Here is a 14033-nt window from a genome sequence, read left to right as displayed (position 1 = left end):
GCGGAGGCGGCGGGCGGGGCGGGCGGAGGCGGCGGGCGGGGCGGGCGGAGGCGGCGGGCGGGGCGGGCGGAGGCGGCGGGCGGGGCGGGCGGAGGCGGCGGGCGGGGCGGGCGGAGGCGGTGGGGGTTAGGCCGGGGTGGTGGAGGTGGTGAGGGACTTGGTGGCCTGGGAGTGGCTGAGGACGGAGGCGAGGTGGATGGCGCCGAGGATGTCGGCTTCGTCGCCGAGTTCGGCGCGGCGGAGTTCGACGGTGGCGGCGGCGCTGGGGATGGCGCAGCGGTCGAGGGCCTCGCGGAGCGGGTCCATGATCAGGTCACCGGCTTCGGCCATCAGGCCGCCGACGACGATCACCTCGGGGTTGAGCAGGTTCACCATCCCGGCCACCGCGACCCCGACCCGGCGGCCGGCGTCCTCGATCACCCGGCGGCAACCGAGGTCGTCCTGCAGGGCGCGGTGGATGATGTCCTTCAGCCTGAGTGGGCCGTGTGACGCGGCCAGGCTCTGGATCAGCGCCCGGGATCCGACGAACGTGTCCAGGCAGCCCCGGTTCCCGCACCGGCAGATCGGCCCGTTCTCGTCGATGGTGACGTGCCCGATCTCGCCCGCCGTACCGGCCGAGCCGCGGAAAACCTCACCGTCCAGGACGATTCCGGCGCCCACGCCGTACGAGAACTTCAGGTAGCAGCCGTGCCGGACGCCGCGCAGCGCTCCGTTGCGGAGTTCGCCGAGCGCGGCCAAGTTGGCGGTGTTGTCGAGTGCGACCGGCGACCGCAGATGGCCGGCCATCGCATCGGCGACGTTGACGCCGCGCCAGCCCGGCAGCACCGCGTCCGAGCCGGCCTCGCCGCTGACCGAGTCGACCGGCGCGGGCAGGCCGAAGCCGATCGCGGCGATATCCTCGACACCGGAACTGACCGTCTCGGCCAGGTCCGCGAGCAGCCGCGCGGCGCGTTCCATCCCGTCGTCGGCGACGTGGTCGGCCTGCAGCGGCATCAGCTGCTGGGCCAGGATCACGCGGGACTCGTCGGCGATGGCGACCCGGACGTCGCGCTCGCCGAACGCGACCCCGGCGAGCAGTCCGCCGCCGGACGCGAGCGACACGAGTACGGCGCGGCGGCCGTTGCGGATGCTGCGGGACAGGCCGACCATGCCGGCCTGGTCGAGCTCGCGGACCATGTTCGACACGGTCGCGGCGGACAGGCCGGAGGCGGCGGCGATCTCGACCTGGGTGAGCGGGCCGTGCTGCCGCACGACTCCCAGAACGCGCTCGCGGTTGGCTTCGCGCAGCGAAGCCTGCGACCCAGGCGCCGGGCGGGTTGCGTTCATTACATAAACATAACGGATCGCGAGGCCTCCGCTGCCAAACACCGCTGATCAACCCAGAACATCGCCATCTGACCTCGCCGTTGACTGCCCCACACGAACGTCCCCGGTGACAGTAATGCACCACCCACCGCCCCCTCCGCAGACCCGCCACAACCCCATCCACAGTCCCCATTTGGCTGGCCGACCCCCGAGCTGGTGGGTTCGCCACCCGGACTCAGGGTGCAGAACCCCCGAGGTGCCGGGCCAACCACCAAATGAGGGGATATCCGGCTCAACTGCGCCCTTCTCCCCTCGAAATACGGCAGGAGAAGGGCCAACTTCGAGGGTTATCCACTGAAATGCCGACGGCGAGGTGGACGGCGGCGAGCTGTGCCGCGCCGGTGGGGACGAGGGCGGCGGTGGTTGGCGGTGGTGCGGTCGGCCTCGCGGGTTGCAGCGGGCCTGCTGGGGTGCGTGGGCTGGGGAGGTCAGGTGGTTAGGGCGAGGGTTAGGAGGGTGGTGGGTAGGGCGAGTTCGATGGTGGCGCCTAGGACGTCGCCGGTGGTGCCGCCGAGGGCTGTGCGGGCTCGGCGGGTGGCTAGGAGGCTGACTGCGACAGCCAGGAGTACGGCGGCTGTGGTGCCGGCTAGGAGTGGGCCGTCGATGGAGGCGACCTGGTCGAAGGGGTCTTCCCCTGGTGGGGTGGTTGGTGTGGTGAGCCAGGTGAGGACGAGGGCCGCGGCCAGTACGCCGATAGTGGTGAGGGTGGCCGTGATGGGGAGAACTGTGGCGGCGACGGTGGCGCCCAGGCCGTCGGGGCGGGCCGACGGGACCGTAGTGCGACAGGTCCAAGGGAGGGTCAGTCGGCTGGCGGTGGTGGCTATGAGGATTGCTTGCCAGCCGAAGCCCGACTGGATGCACGCCGTGAGCGCCGCGACGTCGAGGAGCAGGACGATGGTGATCGCGACGACGCCGAAGGGGCCGATGTCGCTCTGCTTCATGATTCGAAGCATGGTCTCGCGATCCCGTCGGCTGCCGAGCGCGTCCGAGAAGTCGGCCAGCCCGTCCAGGTGCAGCGCCCCGGAGAGTACGACGAGAACGAGCACGCCGAGCACAGCCGCAAGCAGAGGCGCATTCGGCCGCATGAGGTGAACCAGCGCCACGACCCCGGCCGAGATCCCACCGAGAAACACCCCGACGAGTGGCGCGAGCGTCATCGCCCGCCCGCCGACCACCCGGTCAACCCGCGAAGGCATCGGCGTCGGCAGCACGCTCAGCGTCCCAACCGCCAGCCACAACCCATCCACCCACCCCCCACGCCGCGGCAGCCGAACCCCGCCTACACCCGGCCCGCCACCCATCCCACCTGCGTCGCCGCGACCGAGCCCACCCGGGCCACTTGCGTCACCGCCAGCTGGCTGGCCCGGGTCACGTGGCTCACCCGGCCCGCCCGTCTCACCGCCACCCAGCTCACTCGGAACAGTTGCGTCACCGCCACCCGGCCCGCCCGACTCGCGTGGCTCACCCGGCCCACCGGCGTCACCGCTGCCCGGCCCCCTGGCGTCGCCGTCATCCCGTCCGCCTGGGTCCGAAGGCTTGTAGCTGTTCATGTGAGGGGGAGGGTTCGGCCGGCGATGGTCCAGAGGGCGGTGGTGGAGCGGAGGGAGATTGTGGTGTTGAGGCGGCCCATCTGGTCGCGGAAGAGGCGGGTGCCTGCGTCGGCCGGTACCACTCCCGAGCCCACGTCATTGCTCACGGCAACCACCATGCGAGAGGTTCGTGACCAGGCCTCGGCCAGCTGGGCGATCTCGTGCTCCACCAGCCCGGCGCGGCTCAGGTCGGACCAGATGTCGAGAGCGTCCATCGTGCGCGACAGCCAGAGCGTCAGGCAGTCGATCAGCAGCGGCGGCCCATCGGAGTCGAGCAGCGGCACCAGGTCGATCGTCTCCGCCAGCCCCCACGTCGCCGGCCGCCGCGCGCGATGCTTGGCGATCCGCTCGGCCCACTCCGGATCGGACGAGCCGTCACCACCGGTTGCGACGTACAGGACCTCGGGCTCGGCGGCCAGCAGTCGCTCGGCGGCGATCGACTTGCCGGACCGGGCACCGCCCAGGATCAACGTCCGCTGTTCAGCCATCGGCCCTCCTCGAGTCGAACACCACCGGTACGTCGAAGGCCGCCTTGCGCGCCGTCCGACGGAAAGCATTCAGCACCGGCCGTCCGAGCACCAGCACCAGTACGGCGCTCAGCACTCCACGTGGAATGTCCCACCCCAGTGACGTCGCCACCACGAACAGCAAGTACCGATGCAGGTTCTCCGCCAGCGCGTCACCCGGGATGAACGAGAAGTCGCTGCCGAACGTCGCGTACGGCCAGAACCACAGGTTCATCACCACGCCGTACAGCACTCCCGAGACGAGTGAGTACGCCGCCAGCATGAGCACCTCCATCCGGCCGCCCACCCGCGGCAGCAGACCCGCCAGGCATCCCACCCACGCGCAGGCGAACATCTGGAACGGCATCCACGGCCCGACCCCACCACTGATCATCGCCCCACCCAGCAGCGACACAGCCCCCAGCACGAACCCGAACCCGGCTCCGAACGCCCTACCCGCCAGCACGAGCAGGAAGAACCCAGGCTCCAGTCCAGCAGTACCAGGACCGAGCGCACGCAGCGCAGTCCCGACAGCCGCGAGCATGCCCAGCAGTGAGATCACCTTGGCGTCGATCCCCGACTCGGACAGCTCAGCCAGTACGACGGCCACCAGCAACGGCAGCAGCAACACGAACAGCCACGGCGCGTCGGTTGTGTGTCCGATCGCCGACTCACCCACCTGATCGGTCTGCCACAGCAACGGCCACCCGAAAGCCAGCAGTCCGACCAGAGACGCCACCACGAGCATCGCCGTACTGCGCGGCTTCAACCGGACCAGGTTGAGCGGGCGGATGCGCGGAGCTCGCCCTCTCACGACGCACGTTCCAGAGCGGTGGCAACCTCACCGACGGTCAGGAACGGCAACGGCGCAAGGATCTTCGCCACCTGCGGAGCAAATGCCGGAGACCCGGCGATGACGGTGGCCGTCTCGCCGTCACTCACCAGCTCGCCCTCAGCCAGCACCAGCACGCGCGTGGCCACCTCAGCCACCATCTCCACGTCATGCGTCGACAGCACTACGGCATGGCCCGCAGCAGCCAGCTCTCGCAGGATCTCCACCAACCGCCGCTTGGCGCCGTAGTCCAGCCCACGCGTCGGCTCGTCCAGCAGCAACAGTGGCGGAGCACCACACAGTACGACGGCCAGCGCCAGACACAGGCGTTGTCCCTCGGACAGGTCGCGTGGATGCATCTTGTCGTCGACGTCCGGCGCCAGCCGGGTTAGTAGCGCTCGGCAACTACCCGCCGGCATCCGGAAGTCGGCGTCGGCCGCCGCGCACTCGTCAGCCACGGTGGCCGCGTACAACAGGTCCGCGGGCTCTTGCGGCACCAGTCCGACGGCCTTGACCAGCTTGGACGGTCGCGTGCGAAGTGGGTCCGTTCCGGCTGCGGTCGCCGTACCTGACCGTGGCGTGATGATCCCAACCAGGGCGTTCAGCAGCGTTGACTTGCCGGCACCGTTGCGGCCCATCAGTGCGACGACCTCACCGGCGTTGATGCTCAGTGACACTCCACGCAGCGCAGTGACGTTGCCGTAGCCGACTACGAGGTCCCTGCAGTGCGCCAGCTCGGCACCTGTTGCAGCGACGGACCGGAGCGGCGCCACCTCGCCCAACCGGCTGCGCAGCGAGACAGCAGCCCGGCGAGCGTCCCGCACAGACAAGGGGAGCGGGGACCAGCCCGCAAGTCGTCCCAGCTCAACCACCGGCGGCGCGACCGGTGCAGTGACCATCCGCTCGGCCGGAAGCCCAGTAGAGACAGCAGCCGAGCCACCCGGTACTTCGATCACGCTGTCGGCGTACTGGATCACCCGCTCGAGCCGATGCTCGGCCAGCACCACAGTGACGTTCAGATCGTGCACCAGCCGCTGCAACGCGGCCAGCACCTCCTCAGCGGCCTGCGGGTCCAGCGCCGACGTCGGCTCGTCCAGTACGAGCACAGCAGGGTGCGACGTGAGCGCGGCCCCGATGGCCGTCCGCTGCCGCTGCCCACCGGACAGTGACGTCAACGCCCGATCCCGTACGTCGGCCAGCCCGAGCAGATCCAGGGTCTCCTCGACACGTCGACGCATCACGTCAGGGGCAACCCCGAGGGACTCCATGCTGTAAGCGAGCTCGTCTTCCACGGTGTCGGTGACGAACCCGGCCATCGGGTCCTGGCCGACCATGCCGACCACATCGGCCAGATCACGCGGCCGGAACTCCCGGGTGTCGCGGCCGTTGACGAGCACCCGCCCGGCCAACGTGCCTCCGCTGAAGTGCGGCACCAGGCCGTTGATTGCCCGCAGCAGTGTGGACTTGCCGGAACCTGTCCGCCCGATCACGAGCGCCAGCTCACCCTCTGGCACTGTGAAGCTCACGTCCCGCAACGCGGGCTCCGTCGCACCGTCGTACGTGACCGTCACCCGGTCGAACTCGATCATGCGGCCACCAGCTCACGTCGCCGAGCCTGCAGTGGCGGTGCGACCACCGCAGGAGCCAGTCCAAGCAGGATGCCGGCGACCGGCAGCAGCGGAACGGGCGGTATCACCAGGGGACCCGCCAATACCAGCCCCTCGATACCGAGCGCGGCGGCCGTGATCATCGACCCCGCAGCGAGCGCACCGGAGCCGACGACCAGCCACTCGGGTAGCGCCCACGGGTCCGGCCGGTACCGGGTCCGCGTCACTCGCTGCCGCCCGATAGCCATCGCGCCCACAGCGAGCAGCAGCCCGATCGCCAGAGCGGTTGTAGCGAGTGGGAATGCCATGGAGTCGGTCAGCAACGCGTAGACGCCGAGCAGGATGCCCAGCAGTCCCAGCAGCACGCACACCCCGGTGATCCGGCGCTGGCGTCGTGGGACCTGCGCAGTACGGCCGTAGCCGCGTGAATCCATCGCAGCGGCCAGTTCCACCGATCTGTCCAACGCACCTTCCAGCACGGGCATGGCCGTCGTGCGGAAGGAGCCGCGGGTACGGCCGCGCAGTCGGCGGGCGGCGCGGATACGACGGGCGTCGGTCACCAGTTGCGGTGCGAACGTCAGGGCGACCACGCAGGCCACGCCCATCTCGTAAAGGGCCCCAGGCAACGACTTGAGCAGACGCCGTGGACTGGCGAGTGCGTTGGCCGCGCCGATGCAGCACAGCATGACGGCCAGCTGGAGGCCGTCGTACAGCGCGGTCAGCAACGCCTCGAGAGTGACCTCGCCGCCGAGCTTCACGCCGTTTGCCCAGTCAGGCAAGGGAATCTCGGGCAGTATGAACAGCACGATGTTCCCCTGCGAACGGGTGGACAGCAGCGCCTGCAACACGACACGGATGCCGATGACCACCAGACCGAGCTTGAGGAACGCGGCGTAGCTGTGGGCCCAGGGAGCGTCGCTCCGCCGGGCCGACACAACAAAGCCGGTGACCGCGAGGATCAGCACCAGCAGCACCGGATTGCGGGTCCTGCTGGCGGCCACAGCCATGCCGAGTGCCCACAACCACCATGCCCCCGGGTGGAGTGCCCGGGGGAGCGTGAGGTGATGGACAGTACGCACTCAGCTCTGCTGACTCGAGCGCCGGCGGCTCAGCACCAAGCCACCACCGGCCAGTACGACGACCGCGACCGCGACGGCGATGATGGCGGTCACAGGTGGCCCGTCGTCATCGGATTCCGCAGTAGCCGGCACGACCGTGGACCCGACCGCCGCGTTGATCTGCAGGGTCACGGGCTCGTCCGTCGCCGGGACACTGATGTTCTTGACCTGGTCTCCGCAGCCCTTGGCCGGGTAGCCCGCGATACCGCAGGTCAGACCCTTCTCGATCCGGACTGGCCCAGCGGCCGCCAGGATCTTCGCACCCGTCGCCTGAACGTCCGTCACCACGCAGGTGCCGGTGGCAGGCCCCGGTGTCTCGCCGCTGAGCGCGTCGGCCGGCGTACCCGGGTCGACGACCAGGGCCACCCGCTTCTTACCGGTCTCCGCCGGGGTCTTGCCGCAGATGTCCTCGAAGTCGCCCGCTGCGCGCGGCACCCGGGGCTTGGCGCCACCGAGGGCGTACCGCCACCCCTCCACGGCCCCGTCGGCCGGTACGACGCCGTCTGCGCCCTTCTGAGCGAAGGCCCACTGGCCTCCACTCCACTGGTAGTAGCCCCAGAAGCGGTAGCCGTCCTCGGCTTGGGCGGTGGTGGCGACGGTCCCCGCCAGCAGGAGACCCGCCAGCAGGCTGAGGACCAGTCGTACGGTCCGGTGTGCAGTCATCTCGTGTCCTCGATCGGGCCGCGGCCCGGTGGAGGAAGTCCCGCCTGCACGGGCAGGGTGGGGCTCCACCCGCGGACCACGGCGGGTAGTTGAGCCTGTCTGCCTGCGTCAGCAGTGTTCCGGCTCGCCACCAGAAGTGGCCTACGGTTGCGGGTCAGCGCCGGACTTGGACCGGCTTCCCTGCGACACAGGAGTGGTTCAGCGGCAGCTTAACAAGCAGGAACCCCGTACGACGCCGTGCTGTTGAGCACAGCGTCGTACGGGGTCCACCGAACGACTACTCCGGGGCGGCGAGGCTCATCGGGCCGTAGACCTCGCGGCCGTCCTCCAGCAGGAAGACCTGACCGACACCGTGCTCGGCCAGGTCGCGCCAGCTCTCGCCCAGCCAGCTCTCCGCGTCACCCTGGGCGGAGAACTCGGCCCCACCGACCTCGCCCGGGTCGACCACGGCGCCGGATGCGGTCTCGAACCGCCAGCTCCAGCTCATGAGCCCGGCCGGGTCTGCGGCGCGTTCTGCACGGTCTTGGCCGGGTCGCGCTCGACGATGCTGCCGAGGGTCTCGTCGATCCGCTTCAGCAGGCCGTCCTCGAGCCGTACGCCGGAGGCCTTGACGTTCTCCACCACCTGCTCGGGCCGGGAGGCGCCGATGATCGCGGAGGAGACGTTCGGGTTCTGCAGCACCCAGGCGATGGCGAGCTGGGACAGCGAGAGGCCGGCCTCGTCCGCGATCGGCTTGAGCTCCTGCACCCGGGTGAGCACGTCGTCGTTGAGGAACCGCCTGATCATGTTCGCGCCGTTGGCGTCGGTGGCCCGGGAGCCCTCCGGCGGCTGCTGGCCGGGGAGGTACTTACCCGTCAGCACACCCTGCGCGATCGGCGAGAACACCACCTGGCCGATGCCGAGCTCCTCCGACGCCGGCACCACCTCGGCCTCGATCACCCGCCAGAGCATGCTGTACTGCGGCTGGTTGGAGACGAACGGGATGCGCAGCTCGCGGGCCAGCCGGTGACCCTCCTGCAGCTGCTCCGCGGTCCACTCGGACACGCCGATATAGAGCGCCTTGCCGGCCCGGACGACGTCGGCGAAGGCCTCCATCGTCTCTTCCAGCGGCGTCTCGGTGTCGTACCGGTGCGCCTGGTAGAGGTCGACGTAGTCGGTCTTCAGCCGCTTCAGCGACCCGTTGATCGACTCGTGGATGTGCTTGCGGGACAGGCCGACGTCGTTCGGTCCGCCGGGGCCGGTCGGCCAGTAGACCTTGGTGAAGATCTCCAGCGACTCGCGCCGCTCACCCTCCAGCGCCTCGCCGAGGACCACCTCGGCCTTGGTGTTGGCGTAGACGTCGGCCGTGTCGAACGTGGTGATGCCGGCGTCCAGCGCCGCCCGCACACACGCCTTGGCCTGATCGTTCTCCACCTGGGAACCGTGCGTCAGCCAGTTCCCGTACGAGATCTCGCTGACCTTCAAACCACTGTTGCCGAGATAGCGGAAGTCCATACCCCGACCCTACTGGCAGCGACCGACGGCGGCTGCCGGGAGTCCGCCGTACGGGTCAGGAGGGCTTCTCGCCGCGCTTCACCATCGGCTTGGGCAGCCGCCAGCGGCGCATCTGCATGGTCCGGCGGACGGCGTAGAAGCCGATGCCCTTGGCCGACTCCTTCGGGAACTTCACCCCGACCGCCTTCTTCAGCCCCGCGGTCAGCAGGAACCAGTCGGCCGCGATCAGCAGGATCATCGCCAGGAAGAGCAGGTTGACCGTGCCGGCCAGCCACGGGAACGCGGGCGAGAAGACCACGCCGAGCAGCGAGACCACCAGCAGGATCGGCAGCGCGAACTCCATCACCGAGTAGCGGGCGTCCACGTAGTCGCGGGCGAACCGCCGGACCGGGCCCTTGTCGGCGACCGGCAGGTACCGGTCGTCGCCGGTGCGCATCGCCTCCTGCATCTTGCCGCGCTCGGCCCGGACCTTCTCCCGCCGGTAGGCCGAGGCCTCCTTGCGGTTGCGCGGCTTCTTCAGCGCGGCCTTGCGGGCGGCCTCGGCCTCCCGGCGGGACGGCGTGGGCCGTCCCTTGCCGCCCGGCTTGCCTTGGGGCTCGGCGGGTACGGTGGTATCTGTCTCAGACTTGGTACGACGGAACACGGGGTCTGAACCTCATTCGGCAGGGCAGGTCGCGACTCGGGGTGGTCCCCGGACCTGACCCCTACTTTATCGGGGCCGGTCCTGATGGTGTGGTGACCCGTGTGGACATAGGGTGGTTGACGCACGCCGGGTCGACTCGCCGGCACAGAAGGGGTACGGATATCGATGAGCATCTTCAAGCGGATGTCGACGATCTTCAAGGCCAAGGCGAACACCGCCCTGGACAAGGCCGAAGATCCTCGCGAAACCCTTGACTACTCGTATCAGAAGCAGCTGGAACTGCTGCAGAAGGTGCGGCGGGGCGTGGCCGACGTGGCTACCAGCAGGAAGCGGGTGGAGCTGCAGGCCTCCCAGCTGCAGTCCCAGTCGCAGAAGCTGCAGGACCAGGCCCAGAAGGCGCTCTCGATGGGCCGCGAGGACCTGGCCCGCGAGGCCTTGACCCGCAAGTCGGCCCTGCAGGGCCAGATCGAGGACCTGCAGACCCAGCACGCCCAGTTGCAGGGTGAGGAGGAGAAGCTGACGCTCGCCTCCCAGCGGCTGCAGGCCAAGGTCGAGTCGTTCCGGACCCGCAAGGAGACCATCAAGGCCACCTACACCGCGGCCGAGGCGCAGACCCGGATCAACGAGGCGTTCTCCGGCATCTCCGAGGAGATGAGCGACGTCGGCCTGGCGGTCCAGCGGGCCGAGGACAAGACCCAGCAGATGCAGGCCCGGGCCGGTGCGATCGACGAGCTGCTGGCCTCCGGCGCGCTCGACGACGCCTCCGGCACCAACAAGGACAGCATCACCTTGGAGCTGGAGCGGATGTCGTCCGGCTCCGACGTCGAGAGTGAACTGGCCGCGATGAAGGCCCAGATCTCCGGTGGCAGCGCCCCCAAGGAGCTGTCCGGCGAGACCCCGCAAGGAACCGCCCAGGCGCAGCAGCCCACGCAGCAGCCGGCCGCGGAGCCGGTGAGACCTCAGGACGGAGACGCTCGATGATCGTTCGCATCATGAGTGAAGGTCAGTGGCGACTGGCCGACGAGAAGCTGGACGACCTCAACAAGGTCGACGGTGAGCTGGAGCAGGCTGTCTCAGCCGGTGACGAGGAGGCCTTCAAGGTCGCCTTCGCCGCGCTGCTGGAGTTCGTCCGCTCGGGTGACAAACTGCCGGACACCGAGCTGCACGACTCCGACGCGATCCTGCCGCCGAGCGACAGCTCGCTGGCCGAGATGCGCGAGCTGATCAGCGGCGACGGCCTGATCGCCGGCTGATCACCCCGATCGGCGCCCCGACCCGGCGGCCGATCACCAACAGTAGTCGAAACGAGACCCCCAGGACCCGCAAATGGGTCCCGGGGGTCTTCGTCTGCCGATCTGGTTGCGCCGCGGTAAACACTGCCGATCAGTACTGTCTTACGCGGCGCTGACGTAGTACTGTCTGGTTCACGCCGTTGTGGGGGCGGCGTTCATCGAGGTCCGTGACGGGGTGTGGGTTGGTCACGGGTTTCGCGTTCACCTGTGGGGGGTGACTGTGCGTGACTGAATTTGTCATGTCTGAGGGGTTGGCCGATTCGGCTGATCTACGGCCGGCGCCGTCGAGGGAACGACGTCGGCCGGTCTGGGTGGTACCGGACGAAGTGCCCGCGATCGTGCCTCGTTCGGCACGGTTCACCGAGGCGCGGTGGGTGGCGAAGTACCGGTGGGCAGCGCTCGCCGGTGACCTCGCCGCGGCGCTGATCGGTGGGTCGGTGGCTTTGGCCGCCCGGTTCGGTGCCCAGATCAACCTCGGCTACTTCTTGCTCGGTGCGGCACTGCCGGTCGTCTGGCTGGCGTGTGTGGCGCTGGAGCGTGGCTATGAGACCCGGTACTTCGGCACCGGACCAGAAGAGTTCCGGTCGATCATCCGGGCCGCGGTGGCTCTGACCGCACTGGTCGCGATCACGTCGTACGCGATCAAGCTCGAAGTCGCCCGTGGTTTCGTCGTTTTGGCTGTGCCGATGACCTGTCTGGCCGCGATGGTCGCCCGCTGGGTGCTGCACCGCAGCATCTCCCGGCGGCGCTTCGTCGGCCGCTGCATGCGTCAGGTACTCGTTGTCGGACGCAACGACCAGGTGACCACGCTGCGGCGGCACCTGGAGGAGCGGCCGGCCGACGGGTACGTCGTGGTGGCGAGCTGCCTGCCACGCGGTGATGCCTTCGAGGAGCCGGCGCCCGAGCAACTGGGCCGGACCGAGATGGACATCCTGGCCGCGGTCGACCAGTTCGAGGTCGACGTGGTCGCGGTGGCCGCCGATCCGGAACTGGCCGGGCACTCGCTGCGCAAGCTGTCCTGGGCGCTCGAGCAGCGCGGTGTCGATCTGATCGTCTCGCCCGGCATCGTCGAGGTCGCCGGTCCGCGGATCTCGATCCGCCCGGTCGCCGGCCTGTCGCTGCTGCACCTGGAGCGGCCGTCGGTGAGCGGCGGACCGCACCTGCTGAAGAGCCTGTTCGACCGGGTGGTCGGTTGCCTGCTGATCATGGGGGTCGCGCCGATCCTGCTCGTCACCGCAGTGCTGGTGAAGTTCACCAGCCGAGGTCCGGTGCTGTTCAAGCAGACCCGGGTCGGCCGCGGCGGTGAGCGGTTCCAGATGCTGAAGTTCCGCACCATGGTCGTCGACGCCGAGGCCCGCAAGTCGGAGCTGCAGGCGCTGAACGAGGGCAACGGGGTGCTGTTCAAACTCCGTGACGACCCGCGGGTGACCAAGGTCGGCAAGTATCTGCGCAGGTTCTCGATCGACGAGCTGCCTCAACTGGTGAACGTGCTCCGGGGGGACATGTCACTGGTGGGGCCCCGGCCGCCGCTACCGACCGAGGTGGCGCGCTACGCCATCGAGGACGAGCGGCGGATGCTCGTGAAGCCCGGACTGACCGGCCTGTGGCAGGTCAGTGGGCGCAGCGATCTCACCTGGGAGGAGTCCATGCGGCTCGACCTGCGGTACGCCGACAACTGGTCGATCGCGCTGGACCTGCTCATTTTGTGGAAGACCGCGCGCGCCGTCCTCGGCAGCGACGGCGCCTACTGAAATCCGCCTCCGGCCTCTGCCGGCCGGCGGCGCGCAGCACCTAAGCAGCACACCAAGCACCACTTGAGTACGACGACAACGGTGCATTCCCGAGGGGGGAATCCAATGTTGCAGCAACTCAGTGCTCCGTCTGGCACTGACGAATCTATGACCGACGAAGCACCGGCCAGGTCCGAGGCCGCGAACCTGGTGATCCAGGCCGCGTCCGGCGATCAGGGGGCCTGGAGCAGGCTGGTCGATCACTACGCCCGGCTGGTCTGGGCGGTGACCCGCAGCTTCCGGCTCGGCGACAGCGATGCCGCCGACGTCTCCCAGATGGTCTGGCTGCGGTTGCTCGAGCACATCCACCGGGTCGACCCCGAGCGGGTCGGCGCCTGGCTGGTCGTCACGACCCGCCGGGAATGCCTGCGGGTATTGGCGTTCCGCAAGCGGGTGCTGCTGACCTACGAGTCGTCCGCCTTCGAAGCGGTGCCGGGCGACCAGCCGGAGCTGGACGCCGACATGCTCGCCGACGAGCGCGCGGTCGACGTACGGCGGGCGCTGGAAAGCCTGCCGGATCGGTGGCAGCAACTGATGGGCATGCTGATGGCCGACCCGCCGACGCCGTACGCCGAGATCTCCGCGACCATCGGCATCCCGATCGGCAGCATCGGCCCGATCCGGGGCCGCTGCCTGGACAAACTCAGACTGCTGCTTGCCTCCTGAAGCAGTAGCGGGCGGCCGGTCCGGACCGCGTGGGTCATCCTCAGACCACGCTGTCCAGACCGGCCGCTGCGTCGTGCCCGGCGCAGTGTGGTCAGAGCATGACCCATGCGGTCCGGACCGGCCGCTGCGTCGTGCCCGGCCAGCGGAGCAGGAAGCTGACCAGCCGGGCCGTCGTCGGGCCGTCGTCCGAACCCCGCGACTCGACCACCACCGGACCGATGGGGTAGACCCGCAGCTCGATGGTCAGGTCGTCCCGGCCGCGGACGTCCACGTCCAGGGTGATGCCGTGGCCGGCGAAGCGCAGCGTCCGCACCTCGTCGCGCCAGTGCTCCGGGGCATCGACCAAGCTGTCGAAGACCAGGTCGAGGACGTCGAGATCCCGTTCGTGCCGCCCGAACGCGGCATAGCCGACCGAGCGGAGCTGTGCGATCTGCTCGCCCGCGGCACGCTCCGGTGGCCCGATCATCG

The 14033-nt window shown here is 69.3% G+C and carries 15 protein-coding genes; 4 read left to right on the top strand and 11 right to left on the bottom strand.

From position 1 onward, the window contains the following. Window positions 1–126: 126 nt before the first annotated feature. The 10 genes from EV652_RS01300 to EV652_RS01255 form a co-directional block, all read right to left on the bottom strand. Window positions 127–1326: an ROK family transcriptional regulator gene (locus tag EV652_RS01300; RefSeq protein ID WP_132207086.1), complete on the bottom strand. Its 1200-nt coding sequence runs from the start codon at window positions 1324–1326 to the stop codon at window positions 127–129. A gap of 467 nt (window positions 1327–1793) precedes the next feature. Next, window positions 1794–2612, bottom strand: coding sequence for an adenosylcobinamide-GDP ribazoletransferase (locus EV652_RS01295; RefSeq protein WP_242001488.1), 819 nt, complete (start codon window positions 2610–2612; stop codon window positions 1794–1796). A gap of 299 nt (window positions 2613–2911) precedes the next feature. Continuing rightward, window positions 2912–3442 (bottom strand): bifunctional adenosylcobinamide kinase/adenosylcobinamide-phosphate guanylyltransferase, encoded by a 531-nt coding sequence (locus tag EV652_RS01290; RefSeq protein ID WP_242001487.1) that lies wholly within the window; start codon window positions 3440–3442, stop codon window positions 2912–2914. After that, window positions 3435–4274, bottom strand: a complete 840-nt coding sequence (locus EV652_RS01285; protein WP_132207083.1) for an ECF transporter S component family protein — start codon at window positions 4272–4274, stop codon at window positions 3435–3437. The genes EV652_RS01290 and EV652_RS01285 overlap by 8 nt, the downstream gene beginning before the upstream one ends. After that, window positions 4271–5881, bottom strand: a complete 1611-nt coding sequence (locus EV652_RS01280) for an ABC transporter ATP-binding protein (protein WP_132207082.1) — start codon at window positions 5879–5881, stop codon at window positions 4271–4273. Before EV652_RS01280 ends, EV652_RS01285 begins: the two co-directional genes overlap by 4 nt. After that, the gene (locus tag EV652_RS01275) at window positions 5878–6978 is read right to left on the bottom strand and encodes a CbiQ family ECF transporter T component (RefSeq protein WP_132207081.1); all 1101 of its coding nucleotides are present in this window, start codon (window positions 6976–6978) and stop codon (window positions 5878–5880) included. The genes EV652_RS01280 and EV652_RS01275 overlap by 4 nt, the downstream gene beginning before the upstream one ends. Further along, the gene (locus EV652_RS01270; RefSeq protein WP_132207080.1) at window positions 6979–7680 is read right to left on the bottom strand and encodes an SCO2322 family protein; all 702 of its coding nucleotides are present in this window, start codon (window positions 7678–7680) and stop codon (window positions 6979–6981) included. 277 nt (window positions 7681–7957) lie between these two features. Then, entirely contained in the window at window positions 7958–8167 is a 210-nt protein-coding gene (locus EV652_RS01265) for a hypothetical protein (RefSeq protein WP_132207079.1), read from the bottom strand. Then, window positions 8164–9174, bottom strand: coding sequence for an aldo/keto reductase family protein (locus tag EV652_RS01260; RefSeq protein ID WP_132207078.1), 1011 nt, complete (start codon window positions 9172–9174; stop codon window positions 8164–8166). The genes EV652_RS01265 and EV652_RS01260 overlap by 4 nt, the downstream gene beginning before the upstream one ends. A gap of 55 nt (window positions 9175–9229) precedes the next feature. Further along, complete coding sequence (locus EV652_RS01255; protein ID WP_132207077.1) at window positions 9230–9817, bottom strand: DUF3043 domain-containing protein; 588 nt, start codon at window positions 9815–9817, stop codon at window positions 9230–9232. Between the two features lie 165 nt (window positions 9818–9982). Here EV652_RS01255 and EV652_RS01250 point away from each other — a divergent pair, with 165 nt between their 5' ends. The 4 genes from EV652_RS01250 to EV652_RS01235 all read left to right on the top strand — a co-directional run bounded on the left by EV652_RS01250 (window position 9983) and on the right by EV652_RS01235 (window position 13565). Continuing rightward, a complete protein-coding gene (locus EV652_RS01250; RefSeq protein WP_132207076.1) occupies window positions 9983–10798 on the top strand; it encodes a PspA/IM30 family protein in 816 nt (271 codons plus the stop codon). A gap of 11 nt (window positions 10799–10809) precedes the next feature. Continuing rightward, complete coding sequence (gene pspAA / locus EV652_RS01245) at window positions 10810–11070, top strand: PspA-associated protein PspAA (protein ID WP_242001486.1); 261 nt, start codon at window positions 10810–10812, stop codon at window positions 11068–11070. 413 nt (window positions 11071–11483) lie between these two features. Next, entirely contained in the window at window positions 11484–12860 is a 1377-nt protein-coding gene (locus tag EV652_RS01240; protein ID WP_242001485.1) for a sugar transferase, read from the top strand. Window positions 12861–13007: 147 nt separating this feature from the next. Then, complete coding sequence (locus EV652_RS01235) at window positions 13008–13565, top strand: RNA polymerase sigma factor (RefSeq protein WP_158441063.1); 558 nt, start codon at window positions 13008–13010, stop codon at window positions 13563–13565. Window positions 13566–13656: 91 nt separating this feature from the next. Here EV652_RS01235 and EV652_RS01230 read toward each other — a convergent pair whose 3' ends face one another. After that, window positions 13657–14031, bottom strand: coding sequence for a hypothetical protein (locus EV652_RS01230; RefSeq protein WP_132207073.1), 375 nt, complete (start codon window positions 14029–14031; stop codon window positions 13657–13659). Window positions 14032–14033: the final 2 nt, after the last annotated feature.

It is taken from the genome of Kribbella steppae (assembly GCF_004342025.1).
Classification (GTDB): Bacteria; Actinomycetota; Actinomycetes; order Propionibacteriales; family Kribbellaceae; genus Kribbella; species Kribbella steppae.
This window is presented reverse-complemented; position numbering and strand designations above follow the sequence as displayed.

Bases quoted from the DNA above. Each gene is read 5' to 3' on its own strand.
- EV652_RS01300 (WP_132207086.1), bottom strand. From the start codon at position 1,326: ATGAACGCAACCCGCCCGGCGCCTGGGTCGCAGGCTTCGCTGCGCGAA.
- EV652_RS01290 (WP_242001487.1), bottom strand. From the start codon at position 3,442: ATGGCTGAACAGCGGACGTTGATCCTGGGCGGTGCCCGGTCCGGCAAG.
- EV652_RS01280 (WP_132207082.1), bottom strand. From the start codon at position 5,881: ATGATCGAGTTCGACCGGGTGACGGTCACGTACGACGGTGCGACGGAG.
- EV652_RS01270 (WP_132207080.1), bottom strand. From the start codon at position 7,680: ATGACTGCACACCGGACCGTACGACTGGTCCTCAGCCTGCTGGCGGGT.
- EV652_RS01265 (WP_132207079.1), bottom strand. From the start codon at position 8,167: ATGAGCTGGAGCTGGCGGTTCGAGACCGCATCCGGCGCCGTGGTCGAC.
- EV652_RS01260 (WP_132207078.1), bottom strand. From the start codon at position 9,174: ATGGACTTCCGCTATCTCGGCAACAGTGGTTTGAAGGTCAGCGAGATC.
- EV652_RS01250 (WP_132207076.1), top strand. From the start codon at position 9,983: ATGAGCATCTTCAAGCGGATGTCGACGATCTTCAAGGCCAAGGCGAAC.
- pspAA (WP_242001486.1), top strand. From the start codon at position 10,810: ATGAGTGAAGGTCAGTGGCGACTGGCCGACGAGAAGCTGGACGACCTC.
- EV652_RS01235 (WP_158441063.1), top strand. From the start codon at position 13,008: ATGACCGACGAAGCACCGGCCAGGTCCGAGGCCGCGAACCTGGTGATC.
- EV652_RS01230 (WP_132207073.1), bottom strand. From the start codon at position 14,031: ATGATCGGGCCACCGGAGCGTGCCGCGGGCGAGCAGATCGCACAGCTC.